Source organism: Flavobacterium sp. B114r, assembly GCF_056824125.1.
Window position 1 is genome coordinate 109,747 of record NZ_CP124858.1, and the last position, 12,923, is coordinate 122,669.

Consider the following 12,923-nt stretch of genomic DNA (forward strand, 5'->3'; position numbering starts at 1 on the left):
TGCTATTAATTTAATTTAGAGGCAAAAGTAAACTCATAGCTTGGCAATAACTCAGGGTGAAAGATCTTGATGTAGTCTTTTAACACTAAATCCGGACGACTTGGAGCCAATTCATAATAAACTGTTCCTCCTGTTGCTCCGTACTTTCCTTCGAATGTATATACGTTTTTGTTCTTAAAAGCATCAAACTGACTATAGTGCGGATTTGCTTTTTCTACTTCAGCTAAACTTTTAAACGAACCCGAAGCAATCCAGAAATTAGCCGTTTTACCTTTTACTAATATTTTCTCAAAAGACAAACCTTCGCTTCCTGTTCCTTTTAGATCTGACCATAAATAATTGGCATGAGCATCTTTCATAAATTGAGCTACCCAACTATTTCCTTTGGCTACATACCAAATATCTTCGTACATAGAACCGTATAAAACTGTTGACGTTGCAGGTTTATCAGCTACCAGTTTCTTCGCCTGATCGTAACTGGAAACAATTTTATCAAACAATTCTTTGGCTTTATCTTCTTTACCAAACAAAACGCCGTAAAGTTTAATCCATTCTGCTTTTCCTAGTGGCGATTGCTCCATCCAATCTGCTTGAATCAAAATATTTAAACCGCTTTTTTTCAAATTATCCAACGTTGGATTATTGTTGTCTACACCAAAAGTTACAATCAGATCCGGAGATAACTCGATCAATTGTTCGATGTTCAACTTCTCGTTTTCACCCACATTTTTAACCGCTCCTTTATCGATCAGAGCTCTTGTTTTTTCTGATGAAACATAATCAGTATGCGGAAAACCAACTAATTTATCTTCGACTTCCAGCATTTCAAGAAAAGGGATATTTGTTGTAGAAGTTACAACAACAGATTCTAAAGGAACTTTTATGGTCGTATATTTTTGCAAACTATCCGGAACTTTTGCATTTTTTTCTTTTAATACATAAGTGAATTTCGCATTGGCATTTGGCCACGGATCTGAAACAGTTACAACTGAATATCCTTTACTTTTTACAATAGAAAGTCCGGCAGCATATTCGATACTATTTTTTGCAATTTCCGTTTTTTCAATCTCTGCAGTTTCATTCTTTTTACATCCAACAAGAACAAAAAAAGGTAAAATAAAAATTAATTTAGGTAATAAATGTTTCATCTTTAAGTTATATATTTTTTTAAAGGAATAGTTTTTGCTTCTCGGTTTTAGCTCGTAATATGAATTATTACGATTTGACAATTTAAATTTTGATACTGACAAAGGTAACGTAATTTCTATTTTTTATGATTATCTTTATTCTTACAAAAACCAAAAACGACACCTTTAACCTATGAATAGCATAAAAACAAAAGTTTGCTCCAGCTGCGAATCTTCTTTTAGTTGTGGAGATTTATCAGCAGAAAGCAAGTGTTGGTGCAATGACTTTCCTCCTATTTTTAATCTTTCTGAAGGAAATGATTGCCTTTGTCCGGTTTGTTTTAAAGAAGCTTGCGAGGACAAAATTGATGCTTATGTAGAAACAATTACGCCACAAAAAGCCCTTAAAAACAAAGCGATATCTTTGCCAAAACAAGAAAAATTAATTGAAGGAATTGATTATTATATCGAAAACGACAATTATGTTTTTAAAACCTGGTTTCACCTAAAAAGAGGAAGCTGTTGCGGAAATGATTGCCGCCATTGCCCTTATTAAAAGTTATGAGTTATGAATTATTAGTTATAAGTTCATAACTGTTTTTTTAATGCAATTAGTCTTTTGCGTTAGGGATAGCAGCGGTATCCTTTTATTTTTTTCTTTAAAAAATAAAAGATATAGCGGATAGCCCGACCGCAGGGAACGCCATAACAATTCACAACTTACAATTCACAATTAAAAATGATTTACTTAATTACCGGAGGCGAGCGATCAGGAAAAAGCAGTTATGCCCAAACTCTAGCCTTACAACTTTCAGATTCACCAATATATGTCGCAACAGCCAGAAAATGGGATGCTGATTTCCAGAACAGAATCGATCGTCATCAGCAGGAACGTGATGAACGCTGGACAAATATTGAGAAAGAAAAATACTTAAGCGAAATTAATTTTACTAAAAAAACAGCACTTATTGATTGTGTTACCCTTTGGCTGACAAACTTTTTTACAGATCATCAATATGATGTAAATTTAAGCTTAGAGGAAGCAAAAAAGGAGTTTCTTGCGATCGCGAATCAAAAAAATGCTACACTAATTATTGTAACCAACGAAATTGGAATGGGCGTTCATGCCGAAACTCATATTGGCAGAAAATTTACTGAATTGCAAGGCTGGATGAATCAATTTTTGGCTTCTAATGCAGATCAAGTGGTTTTGATGGTTTCCGGAATCCCGGTTAAGATAAAAGGTTAAAAAATAAAAATCCATTTTTTTTAAATTCCAAATTCCAACGCTATCCTTTATCTTTACTTAAATCTTTAAATTTTAAATCCTTTTTAAGATTGAATTGGAATTTAGAATTTAAAAAATTGGAATTTAAAAATGAGCTACTTAGATGATATTTTAAAATCGCGTCGGGACACCCGACATTTTACCACTGACGAAGTTCCTGATGAAGTGATCGAAAAAGCATTGCAAGCCGGACATTGGGCACCTTCTGTAGGATTGACAGATGCTACACGTTATTTTATTATTAAATCTCCTGAAGTTAAAACGGCTGTAAAGAATCTCTTTTTAGATTATAATAAAAAGGCCGAAGAACTAACTGATAATCCTGAACAAAAGGAACGATACAAATCCTTGAAACTTGAAGCGATTGAAGAAGCGCCAATTGGACTTATTATTGCATATGACCGATCTGTTTTGAACCAATTTACGATTGGAACTGTGGGCAGCAACGAAGCAGTAAAATTTAGTTCAGTTTGTGCTGCACAAAATATCTGGCTTTCGCTAACTGAGCAAGGTTACGGAATGGGCTGGGTTTCGATTTTGAATTATTATCAGTTTAAAAAGATTCTTGATTTACCCGAAAACATTGAGCCTTTGGGTTATTTCTGTATTGGAAAACCGGCCACAAATTACGACAATCAACCCATGTTGCAGCAACTGAATTGGAAACAAAAATCTGAAGCTCCTGATTGCAAAGAAATCAAAAATATTACTGAATGTCACATATCTGATTTACCTAACAAAATTTCTGCTAAAAATGAAACTGAAAGTGATTTTAATACACTTTTGCAGGAAAAAATAGACTCTAAAACAAAACCACTTGGAGCTTTGGGAACTCTGGAAACACTTGCTTTTCAGATGGCAACGGTTTTTGAAACTCTAAATCCAAAAATAATAAATCCCAATATCGTTGTTTTTGCCGCTGATCACGGAATTGCAAATCATGGCGTTAGTGCTTATCCGCAAGATGTAACCCGACAAATGGTCGCGAATTTTCTGGAAGGCGGAGCTGCCATAAATGTTTTTTGTAATCAAAACGATATTCATTTATCGATCGTTGATGCCGGAGTCAATTATGATTTCCCTACAAACGCTAATTTGATTAATGCCAAAATTGCCAAAGGAACCCAATCCTTTTTGCATGTTCCTGCCATGAGCGAAAATGAATTGAATTTGTGTTTTGAGAAAGGAAAAGCTATTGTTGAAGACATTGCAAAAACGGGATGCAACTGTATTGGTTTTGGCGAAATGGGAATTGGTAATACCTCTACAGCTTCTGTTTTGATGAGTCTTTTAACAGATTCTCCTATTGAGGAATGTACTGGGAAAGGAACCGGGATTGAAAACGAAAAATTACTTCAGAAACAAGAATTACTCAAAAAAGCAATTGAAAATTATTCAGGCCAAGCCGAATTAAAACAACATCTCGCCTACTTTGGAGGTTTTGAAATCCTGCAAATCGCCAGCGGAATGTTAACTGCCTATGAAAACAAAATGCTGATTTTAGTAGATGGTTTTATTTGCAGCGTAGCATTTTTGATAGCTTCTAAAATAAATCCCGACATTCATAAAAATGCTGTTTTTTGTCATTGCTCTGCCGAAAAAGCACATCAAGGATTATTGAATTATTTTGATGCAAAACCTATTTTAAATCTTGATTTGCGCTTAGGTGAAGGAACTGGATGTGCCATTGCTTTTCCTATTTTAAAATCGGCTGAAGTTTTTCTGAATGATATGGCTAGTTTTGAAAGTGCCGGGGTTAGCAGGAAGTGATGAAGTCCCAGTTTTCAGTTTTCAGAAAAAAAACAATCATTTGCCACAATCTATGTCATTTCGACGAAGGAGAAATCACACTAGAAATTCCCCAAAGAAAATCAACAATCTTTGTCGAGCCCCGAGTATGATTTCTCCTTCGTCGAAATGACAAGACTAAATTAAATTTATATTAAAAATGAAAAAAGAACTACATATCTTCTTCACTTCCTTAATGTTCTACACCCGAATTCCTTGTCCTAAAAACATTGATCATCATCCTGATTATTTGAATAAAGCCACACGTTATTTTCCTTTGATTGGTTGGATTGTGGGAACCATTTCCTTTCTGGCTTTTTATCTTTCTTCTTTTTTTCTCTCAACAGAAACTGCAGTGATTATTGCTCTTATTATATCTGTACTAACAACCGGCGCCTTTCATGAAGATGGATTTGCTGATGTTTGCGATGGTTTTGGCGGAGGATGGACGAAAGAAAAAATCCTGATCATTATGAAAGATAGTGCGATTGGCGCTTATGGAGCAATTGGTTTGGTTTTGCTTTTTTTATTAAAATTCAAATTGCTTTCAGAATCTGTTTCGCTTTTTAAGGCAGATAATGCTATCGCTCTTTTCCAGATTTTTCTTTTATTTATTTCCGCGCATGCTTTAAGTCGTCTTGCTGCTATATCGATTATTTTTACTCACGAATATTCTCGCGAAGACGCTTCGAGCAAAAGCAAACCTATTGCTAAAGAAAATACCTGGAAAGAAATTTTAGGTTCATTTTTCTTTGGGTTAATTCCGTTATTGGTTTTATCTTATTTTCAATATCAATTTCTTTTAGCTGTAATTCCGGTATTTGTAATGCGCTATTTTTTAGCTCGTTATTTTCAAAAATGGATCGACGGCTATACCGGAGATTGCCTGGGAGCAACACAACAAGTTTGTGAAGTTATTTATTATTTAAGCATTCTTTTGATATGGAAATTTATCTAGTCCGTCATACCGAAACGATTTGCGAGAAAGGAGTTTGCTACGGACAATCGGATGTGGGTTTAGCAGAACCTTTTGAAAACATTTTCGAAAACATTGTTTTGCAATTACCCTCAGAAGCTGTTATTTTTTCGAGTCCCTTAAAACGTTGTATGATTTTGGCCGAATACATTCAGAAAAACATACAGGCAAATTCATTCGAAAAAGATGCACGACTGCTAGAAATGAATTTTGGTGATTGGGAAATGAAAAACTGGAACGATATTCCACCGGAACAACTCAATTCCTGGATGGAAGATTTTGTAAATATTAATGCTTTAAACGGGGAATCATTTATAGAATTACATAAAAGAGCTGGTGATTTTTTATCGCAGATTTCAAAAGAAATAACAACGCCTGTCGTTATTGTAGCGCATGCAGGTTTAATTCGAAGTATATTATGTCATCATAGTTCGCTGCCGTTAAAAGACGCCTTTAAAAACAAGGTAGATTTTGGGCAAGTCATCAAAATTGAACTATAAACGTCTTTTTGTTCAGAATTTGTTTTTAAAACTCAAACAAATTTGAAAAATCGACAATTTTAACTTTATCTTTGCACGAAATTAAGGTTGTGTTCATTTTTAACACATTAAAAGGGAATCAAGTAAATAATTAAAAAAATCTTGAGCTGTACCCGCAACTGTAAGCTTTGTTCTTAAACGAATGCTTGTTGTTAACTACAAAACCACTGCTCGCCCCGGCGAATGGGAAGGTAAACAACAAGACGCAAGCCAGGAGACCTGCCTTTGTAACAAATATCGAGCTCTCGGGAAAAAGAGTATTGAAATTATGACTTTAAAAAAACTTTTTGCTTTTTGTTTACTGTTGTTGTGCCAGATTATTTCGGCGCAAAGTGATTCTATTAATAAATTAAAAGAAGTCATCGTTTCTGATACCAATCTTAAGAAATACTCGAACTCACAATCAGTTCAGGTATTGAATGATTCTGTCATTAATAAAAATCAATCTTCCTTAACTTCCCTTTTAAATTACAATACTGTTATTTATTTTAAAGAAAATGGTCTTGGCATGACATCCGGCCCTTCTTTTAGAGGAACTACCGCATCACAAACTGCCGTTATCTGGAATGGTATCAATATCAATTCGCAATTTCTGGGTCAGACAGATTTCAACACCATCGGAACAAGAGATTTCAATTCTATAGCTGTAAAAGGCGGGGGCGGAAGTGTTCTGTACGGCAGCAGTGCCATAGGCGGAAGCATACACCTTAACAATGATTTACAATTTAAAAAAGAGTTTTCAAACCATCTCTTTTTTAGTGCCGGCAGTTACGATACTTACAGTGCCAATTATCGCACTATGGTTTCATCAAATAAGTATAGTCTGCAAGTAAGTTTTTCCAGAAACAGTTCAGAAAATGATTTTAAATATCCTGGAAATACGGATCAGAAAAACATCAATGGAGAATACTACAATACGAGTATGAACACCACTTTTGGTTATAAAATCAATTCTAAGAATACTATAAAATTATACAGCCAGTTTTATGATTCTGAGCGTCATTTTTCTTTAACTACTCCTACAGCATCCAAAACAAAATACGGCGATTTTAATACCCGAAACCTTTTAGAATGGGAAAATAAATTTGATCGGTTTACTTCGAAAGTAAAATTAGCTCATATTGGTGAATCTTATAAATATTTCTCTGACATAGATTCTGATTTGTTTACTTATGGAAAAGTCGAAACCTCAATTATAAAATATGATTTGGCTTTTGATGTAAATGACAAAATAAAACTTAATTCGATCATTGACTATAATCGTAATAAAGGATACGGATCAAGCATCAATAATGTAAAAAGAGAAATAGGTTCTGCAAGTTTATTATTAAGTCATTTAGTAACTGATAAATGGGATTATAACGCTAGTATTCGTCAGGAAGTAACCGACAATTATGGCAATCCTTTTCTTTTTTCTTTAGGAACAAGGTATTTGTTTACCGATTTTTATCGCATAAAATTCAATGCTTCTAAAAATTTCAGAATGCCTACTTACAATGATTTGTTTTGGGAAGGAAGCGGTAATCCTAACTTAAAACCTGAGACATCTTATCAGGCGGAAATTGGCAATGAATTTTTCACGAAAAACTTTTCATTATCTGTAACTACTTACTACAATTCGATCACAGACTTATTGCGCTGGGTACCATCACAAGGAGGCGGAGACAATTGGTCGCCTGAAAACACAAAAAAAGTGAGAGCTTATGGAGCGGAAGTACTTCTGGAATGGAGAACTAAAATAGACAACCATAATTTTACGCTTAATGGTACTTATGCCTATACCGTTTCAGAAAGCAAACAGTTAATAAGCGGTGAATTGGTCTATAAGCAACTTGTATATGTTCCTTATCATAAACTAACAGGATCGGTTTCGTACAATTGGAAAAAAGTATCCTCTTATTTTCAGTATTTATATAATGGCGATGTTTACAGCACTCCTTTTAATAATCCTGCAACCAGAGTAAAAGATTATAACGTTGGAAATTTTGGAGCTGATTATGATTTTGGAAAAAAGAACAGTTACAAAATTGGCTTGCAAATATTTAATATCTGGAACGAAAACTATCAACCTGTCATAAGCAGACAGATGCCCGGAACAAACTATACTTTATACATTAACCTTAATTTTTAAATATCATGAAAAGATTTAATAAACTGTTTTTAACCATTGCGATAAGTTCGGCATTTCTTGTGTCGTGCAGCAATGATGACAATGATAATCAAGCACCAAGAGGAGATTATGATGGTGGGCTATTCATTGTTAACGAAGGTAATTTTTTAACGCCAAATGGAAGTATCTCTTATTTATCAGATGATTTACAAATAGAAAACAACGTATTTACTTTAGTAAACCCAGGCAAAGTTACTGGTGACACTCCTTTATCTGTTAGTTTTAATGGTGATATAGCTTATATTGTTGTAAACGGTTCTAATAAAATCGAAGTCGTTAACAGATATACTTTCAAAAGTATTACCACTATTACTACAAACATAAAAAACCCAAGATACATTGCTTTTGCAAATGGAAAAGGATATATAACAAACTGGGGAGATATCGCTATTAAAACAGATGATTATGTAGCGGTTCTTGATCTTGCCTCAAATGCTGTTACTTCTACAATTCCTGTAGTTGAAGGTCCTGAAAAAATAGTTGAGAACAACGGTAAACTTTATGTAGCGCACAAAGGCGGAGGCGGACAAGGAAACTCACTGAGTATAATAAACGCTGCAAATAATACAGTTACATCAAATTTTGTAGTAGGTGATGTTCCTAGTTCATTAGTAAAAGAAAACGGAACTCTATATGTATTGTGCAACGGAAGACCTAGTTATGCAGCGCCGGAAACAACCGGTAAAATCGTTAAAGTTAATTTAAGCACGAATGCAGTAACATCTACTCTTGATTTTCCCGGACTAACGCATCCTGATTTCTTAGATATTGACAATAGCAAAATATATTATACTATTGGAAACAGTATTTATTCTATGGCAACAAACGCAACGGCTTTACCAACAGCAGAAACATTTAAAGCAAAAGAGGTTGGTTCTCTTTATGGCTTTGCTGCAAAAAATGGTAAATTATATGTGGCTGACGCAGTAAACTATCAGGATAACGGAAACATTTATCTTTATTCTTTAACAGGAACGGTTTTAAATAAATTTGGAGTATCTATTTTACCAAACGGTTTCTACTTTAATAACTAATCTAAAAGCAGATTAAGTTTTAGTTCCTGAACATAAAAAAAAGGCTTTCATTTCTGAAAGCCTTTTTTATTGGTCTTATTTTAATGCTCTTAAAAGTCCTTCCGGCGCTTTCTCTATATACATTTGATCTCTTGTTCCGGTCATTGCTTTACTATCTGTAAAGTTCCTTAAAACTATTCCTTTATCTAATTGTACTTTTTTACCCGTTGATCCGGTAATTTTCGAAATGGCAACACTTAGTAATGGCTCTGACGAATCTCCTAAAACACCTAAATTAGTTATGCGCTCTAATTGTTCGTAAGTAGGTTTTAAACCGTCTGTATATTCACCAAAATCAGCAGCATTTACAATTTTCAAAACCAGGGGTTGCATTGCATATTTATGATTAGGATTTCTTTGTGCTTTTCCAAAAGTTGGAGAATCATATAAAGTTATCGAACCTACATTTTTTCCAACAGTAGTCTCGCCTACCTGAATTACAGAAACATAAGGCGCTAATCCGTTTATTACTAATTCACTCGCAGATGCTGTACCGCTTGTTGTTATAATATATATTTTTGACAAGTTTAAGCTATTAATTGCAGCTCCGTCTATTTTGTCAACAAACCTGTTATTCAATGATTCCGGATCTTCGCTTTCGTAAAACTCATTAATTTTTGCATTCCATTTTTCTTTAGCAAAAATCTTATTGGTAAATTGTCCCGTAATCATACTTGCCAAACGTGTTGCTGTTTGTATAGAACCACCTCCGTTATATCTTAAATCCAAAACAAGATCTGTAATTCCTTGTGATTTTAACTCAGCAAAAGCTGCATTAAGCTGTGAATCATAATTGGCATAAAAACCATTGTACATTAAATAACCAATTTTTGAACTTCCTGATGGAATTACTTTATTAATAAAAACTGGATTTTCATTGAGAGTTGTCTTAACCAGTGCAACTGTCTTTCCGTTAGATTCAAAATCAGTTCCGGTATAAGAAGCCATATTTAAAGTAAAACTATCAGCCGCTAAAAGTGCCTGATAATTTGAAACTGTAAGTTGGGTTCCGTTTACGGCTGTAAAAAGATCTCCACGTTTGATATCTTTGTTCGAAGCATCAGAATTTGGAATAATATAACGCACATAGCCCACTAAATTAGTCGCGCTTCCCGGTCTATAGCCCAATCTAAAATCTACACCATTATTTTTTGTAGTTCCCTGAAGTTCTTGTTCCAAAACGCTGTAATCAGAAACAATCCAACTAAAGCGATCGATTGCCTGACCTTTTGGGAATTTACTAATTGGTTTATTCAATAAGTCCTGAAATAAATCTTCCGGTTTAGAATATCCTCTTAAAAAAGAATTTAAAGATTCCTGATTATTAAAACGATCATCTGCTAAATTAGGAACATCTGCTTGCCATAAATAGAATTGATTTAATCCTTTCCAAACAAAATCATTTACTTGCAAAGCCGCAGGAGCCGCCACATCATCCTGATCCTCGCAAGATTGCAAAGAAAAGGCAAGTAAAAATAATAACAGGACGCTCTTTAATATTGTTTTCATATAGTGGGTATATCTAGTACTAACGTAAAAATAGTATCTTTAGTTTTAACAATGATAAATTTAAAGTGTTTTTTGTTATAAAATTTACACATCATCATGTAACAAAAATAATAGTGCTTCGTCTTGACTATATAAGCTAACGAGTAACCAACGAATAACTACCAAATTTTATGAATCAAAATGTGTTTATAGAATTAATAAATCCTTTTAAAGACAAAGTTTTTCGTCTGGCAAAAAGATTATTAACCAGTACCGAAGAGGCGGAAGATGCAACTCAGGAAGTAATGGTAAAATTATGGAATAAAAAAGAGAATTTAAGCGATTATAACAACGTAGAAGCTGTTGCGATGACCATGACCAAAAATTATTGTCTGGATCAGCTAAAATCAAAAAGAGCCGGAAATCTTAAAATTGTTCATAATAACTATACTGATCGGGAACCTTTATTAGATAAAAAACTAGAAGATTCTAATAGTTTAGAATGGGTGGAAAAAATTATAAACCAGTTGCCTGAACAACTGCAAATATTAATTCAGTTGCGCGATGTTGAACAATATGAATTTGAAGAAATTGCGAAAATTGTCAATATGAATGAAACGGCTATTCGGGTAGCACTTTCGAGAGCGAGAAAAAAAATAAGAGAATCAATGCTTAATACACACGGTTATGGAATTCAATAAAATAGAGGATATATTAGAAAAATACTTTCAGGGAGAAACGACTATTGCCGAAGAAAAAGAATTAAAAGAATATTTTTCTTCACCAAATGTTGCGCAGCATTTAGAGCAATACAAACCTATGTTTGGTTATTTCTCTCAGGTAAAAGAACAAAAATCGACGCAGGAAATACCATTACAAACTAAAAAACGAAATGTAGCATGGTTATCAATTGCGGCTTCGGCTGTTGTTTTACTGGGAATTGGGTCCTATTTTTACGTGAGCGAAAAAAATACACCTCCGGTTGTGGCGCAATCAGAATTAGGAACCTACGATAATCCGGAAGAAGCTCTCGCTGCGACGCAAAAAGCTTTGGCCTTATTATCAAGCAATGTTAATGTAGGTATAGAAAGTGTACAATACATTAAGGAATATGAAGAATCAAAAAACAAAATTTTTAAACAATAATTAAAATTCAATCAAAAATGAAAAATTTCATCATAACACTAGTTTTAGCATTTGTTAGCCACGCTTTTTATGCTCAGGGAGCATTTGACAAATTTGATGGCCAGGATGACGTGACATCAGTAATTGTAAACAAAAAAATGTTTGACTTAATGAGTAAGGTAAAAGTTGATGCTTCTGATAAAGAAACGCAACAATACATTAACCTGATTAAAAAATTAGATTACTTAAAAGTGTTTACTACTAAAAACCCTAAAATTGAAGCAGATATGAAAGCTTCTGCTGACAAGTACGTTAAAACAGCTGGTTTAGAAGAATTAATGAGAGTAAATGACAGTGGTAAAAACGTAAGAATATTGGTTAGATCCGGTGCATCTGATACTCAGATAAAAGAATTGCTAATGTTTATGGACGGTGGCAAAAACGATGATACTGTTTTATTGTCTTTAACGGGTAACTTCGATCTAAATGAAATTTCAGTTCTTACGGACAAAATGCAGCTTCCTGGCGGAACTGAACTAAAAAAAGCTTCTAAAAGCAAAAAATAAGATGAAACTGAACATCATTACCTCAGCCCTTTTAGTACTACTAACTTTAATAAGTTGTAATTCTAATCCTTCGCTGCAAAAGTATTTTGTAGAGAACACAGATAATAAAAACTTTATTGCCCTGGATGTTTCACCTGGTATTTTGAACTTAGAAAAAACAAAACTAACTGCTGAACAAAATGAAGCTTTAAAATCATTTGATAAAATGAATATTTTAGCTTTTAAATCAAACGATAAAAATCAGGCAGAGTTCGAAACAGAAAGAGCTAAAGTTAAAGCAATACTTAAAGATCCAAAATACCAACAGTTGATGAGTTTTGGCTCAGGAAAAGACGGTGCATCAATAAGCTATGTTGGTACTGATGATAATATTGAAGAATTCGTAGTTTTTGCCAACAAAAAAGAAAGCGGCTTTGCTGTAGTTCGCGTGCTGGGAAAAAACATGAATCCAAATAATATCATGACCTTAATGTCTGTATTGAAAGAATCAAAAATCGATATGGAACAATTGAAACCTTTGCAACAATTGGTTAAATAATACATCTATCTTACTTTAAAACGAGAAGGCTCCATAATTATGGAGCTTTTTTTATTTATTCTTCTTTTTGAACATAGAAAAAAATAAATATTAACTCAAAAAAGAAACAAATTATCGAGCTATTTTCTTATAATTATTTGAAAGATTATACTGCATAATATTTAGTTCGATTTATTTTGATGTGAATCAAATTTGGTTATATTTGCATCCGATCAAATAAGTTTATTAAATTAAAACTTACGAAT

13 protein-coding genes, 1 pseudogene and 1 riboswitch are annotated in these 12,923 nt (G+C 33.6%); of the genes and pseudogenes, 11 read left to right on the forward strand and 3 right to left on the reverse strand.

Annotation, left to right across the window (positions count from 1 at the left end):
- Positions 1-5: 5 nt before the first annotated feature.
- Complete coding sequence (locus QLQ94_RS00550; protein WP_427402047.1) at positions 6-1,148, reverse strand: ABC transporter substrate-binding protein; 1,143 nt, start codon at positions 1,146-1,148, stop codon at positions 6-8.
- 172 nt (positions 1,149-1,320) lie between these two features.
- Here QLQ94_RS00550 and QLQ94_RS00555 point away from each other — a divergent pair, with 172 nt between their 5' ends.
- The 7 genes from QLQ94_RS00555 to QLQ94_RS00585 all read left to right on the forward strand — a co-directional run bounded on the left by QLQ94_RS00555 (position 1,321) and on the right by QLQ94_RS00585 (position 8,922).
- Positions 1,321-1,683 carry a C1orf53 family protein gene (locus QLQ94_RS00555; protein ID WP_271335192.1) on the forward strand — a complete coding sequence of 121 codons (363 nt, stop codon included), beginning with the start codon at positions 1,321-1,323 and terminating at the stop codon, positions 1,681-1,683.
- Positions 1,684-1,866: 183 nt separating this feature from the next.
- Positions 1,867-2,376, forward strand: a complete 510-nt coding sequence (cobU, locus tag QLQ94_RS00560; RefSeq protein WP_271335193.1) for a bifunctional adenosylcobinamide kinase/adenosylcobinamide-phosphate guanylyltransferase — start codon at positions 1,867-1,869, stop codon at positions 2,374-2,376.
- Between the two features lie 129 nt (positions 2,377-2,505).
- Positions 2,506-4,185, forward strand: a complete 1,680-nt coding sequence (cobT, locus tag QLQ94_RS00565) for a nicotinate-nucleotide--dimethylbenzimidazole phosphoribosyltransferase (RefSeq protein WP_271335194.1) — start codon at positions 2,506-2,508, stop codon at positions 4,183-4,185.
- A 178-nt stretch (positions 4,186-4,363) separates the two neighbouring features.
- Positions 4,364-5,161, forward strand: a complete 798-nt coding sequence (locus QLQ94_RS00570; protein ID WP_271335195.1) for an adenosylcobinamide-GDP ribazoletransferase — start codon at positions 4,364-4,366, stop codon at positions 5,159-5,161.
- Entirely contained in the window at positions 5,146-5,679 is a 534-nt protein-coding gene (gene cobC / locus QLQ94_RS00575; protein WP_482498827.1) for an alpha-ribazole phosphatase, read from the forward strand. Before QLQ94_RS00570 ends, cobC begins: the two co-directional genes overlap by 16 nt.
- Before the next feature lie 67 nt (positions 5,680-5,746).
- Positions 5,747-5,959, forward strand: a riboswitch (cobalamin riboswitch).
- A gap of 27 nt (positions 5,960-5,986) precedes the next feature.
- Positions 5,987-7,849, forward strand: coding sequence for a TonB-dependent receptor plug domain-containing protein (locus tag QLQ94_RS00580; RefSeq protein ID WP_271335197.1), 1,863 nt, complete (start codon positions 5,987-5,989; stop codon positions 7,847-7,849).
- 5 nt (positions 7,850-7,854) lie between these two features.
- Complete coding sequence (locus QLQ94_RS00585; RefSeq protein ID WP_271335198.1) at positions 7,855-8,922, forward strand: YncE family protein; 1,068 nt, start codon at positions 7,855-7,857, stop codon at positions 8,920-8,922.
- A gap of 75 nt (positions 8,923-8,997) precedes the next feature.
- Here the strand turns inward: QLQ94_RS00585 and QLQ94_RS00590 are convergent, their stop codons facing one another.
- Positions 8,998-10,470 (reverse strand): S41 family peptidase, encoded by a 1,473-nt coding sequence (locus tag QLQ94_RS00590; protein ID WP_271335199.1) that lies wholly within the window; start codon positions 10,468-10,470, stop codon positions 8,998-9,000.
- A 170-nt stretch (positions 10,471-10,640) separates the two neighbouring features.
- Here QLQ94_RS00590 and QLQ94_RS00595 point away from each other — a divergent pair, with 170 nt between their 5' ends.
- The 3 genes from QLQ94_RS00595 to QLQ94_RS00605 are packed head-to-tail and all read left to right on the forward strand — an operon-like array spanning position 10,641 to position 12,140.
- Entirely contained in the window at positions 10,641-11,150 is a 510-nt protein-coding gene (locus tag QLQ94_RS00595) for an RNA polymerase sigma factor (protein ID WP_271335200.1), read from the forward strand.
- A complete protein-coding gene (locus QLQ94_RS00600) occupies positions 11,137-11,595 on the forward strand; it encodes a hypothetical protein (protein WP_271335201.1) in 459 nt (152 codons plus the stop codon). The genes QLQ94_RS00595 and QLQ94_RS00600 overlap by 14 nt, the downstream gene beginning before the upstream one ends.
- 17 nt (positions 11,596-11,612) lie before the next feature.
- Entirely contained in the window at positions 11,613-12,140 is a 528-nt protein-coding gene (locus QLQ94_RS00605; protein ID WP_271335202.1) for a DUF4252 domain-containing protein, read from the forward strand.
- On the opposite strand, the pseudogene QLQ94_RS00610 reads toward QLQ94_RS00605, so the two are convergent.
- Positions 12,111-12,293 (reverse strand): annotated as a pseudogene (locus QLQ94_RS00610) (hypothetical protein); the annotation flags it as partial. The gene QLQ94_RS00605 and the pseudogene QLQ94_RS00610 overlap by 30 nt on opposite strands.
- On the opposite strand from QLQ94_RS00610, the gene QLQ94_RS00615 reads away from it, so the two are divergent.
- Positions 12,214-12,678: a DUF4252 domain-containing protein gene (locus QLQ94_RS00615; RefSeq protein WP_414655386.1), complete on the forward strand. Its 465-nt coding sequence runs from the start codon at positions 12,214-12,216 to the stop codon at positions 12,676-12,678. The pseudogene QLQ94_RS00610 and the gene QLQ94_RS00615 overlap by 80 nt on opposite strands.
- The last annotated feature ends 245 nt before the right edge of the window (positions 12,679-12,923 follow it).

Coding starts and splice junctions, on each gene's coding strand:
- QLQ94_RS00605 (WP_271335202.1), top strand. CDS start 11,613: ATGAAAAATTTCATCATAACACTAGTTTTAGCATTTGTTAGCCACGCT.
- cobT (WP_271335194.1), top strand. CDS start 2,506: ATGAGCTACTTAGATGATATTTTAAAATCGCGTCGGGACACCCGACAT.
- QLQ94_RS00570 (WP_271335195.1), top strand. CDS start 4,364: ATGAAAAAAGAACTACATATCTTCTTCACTTCCTTAATGTTCTACACC.
- QLQ94_RS00550 (WP_427402047.1), bottom strand. CDS start 1,148: ATGAAACATTTATTACCTAAATTAATTTTTATTTTACCTTTTTTTGTT.
- QLQ94_RS00590 (WP_271335199.1), bottom strand. CDS start 10,470: ATGAAAACAATATTAAAGAGCGTCCTGTTATTATTTTTACTTGCCTTT.
- cobC (WP_482498827.1), top strand. CDS start 5,146: ATGGAAATTTATCTAGTCCGTCATACCGAAACGATTTGCGAGAAAGGA.
- QLQ94_RS00600 (WP_271335201.1), top strand. CDS start 11,137: ATGGAATTCAATAAAATAGAGGATATATTAGAAAAATACTTTCAGGGA.
- cobU (WP_271335193.1), top strand. CDS start 1,867: ATGATTTACTTAATTACCGGAGGCGAGCGATCAGGAAAAAGCAGTTAT.
- QLQ94_RS00555 (WP_271335192.1), top strand. CDS start 1,321: ATGAATAGCATAAAAACAAAAGTTTGCTCCAGCTGCGAATCTTCTTTT.
- QLQ94_RS00580 (WP_271335197.1), top strand. CDS start 5,987: ATGACTTTAAAAAAACTTTTTGCTTTTTGTTTACTGTTGTTGTGCCAG.
- QLQ94_RS00595 (WP_271335200.1), top strand. CDS start 10,641: ATGAATCAAAATGTGTTTATAGAATTAATAAATCCTTTTAAAGACAAA.
- QLQ94_RS00585 (WP_271335198.1), top strand. CDS start 7,855: ATGAAAAGATTTAATAAACTGTTTTTAACCATTGCGATAAGTTCGGCA.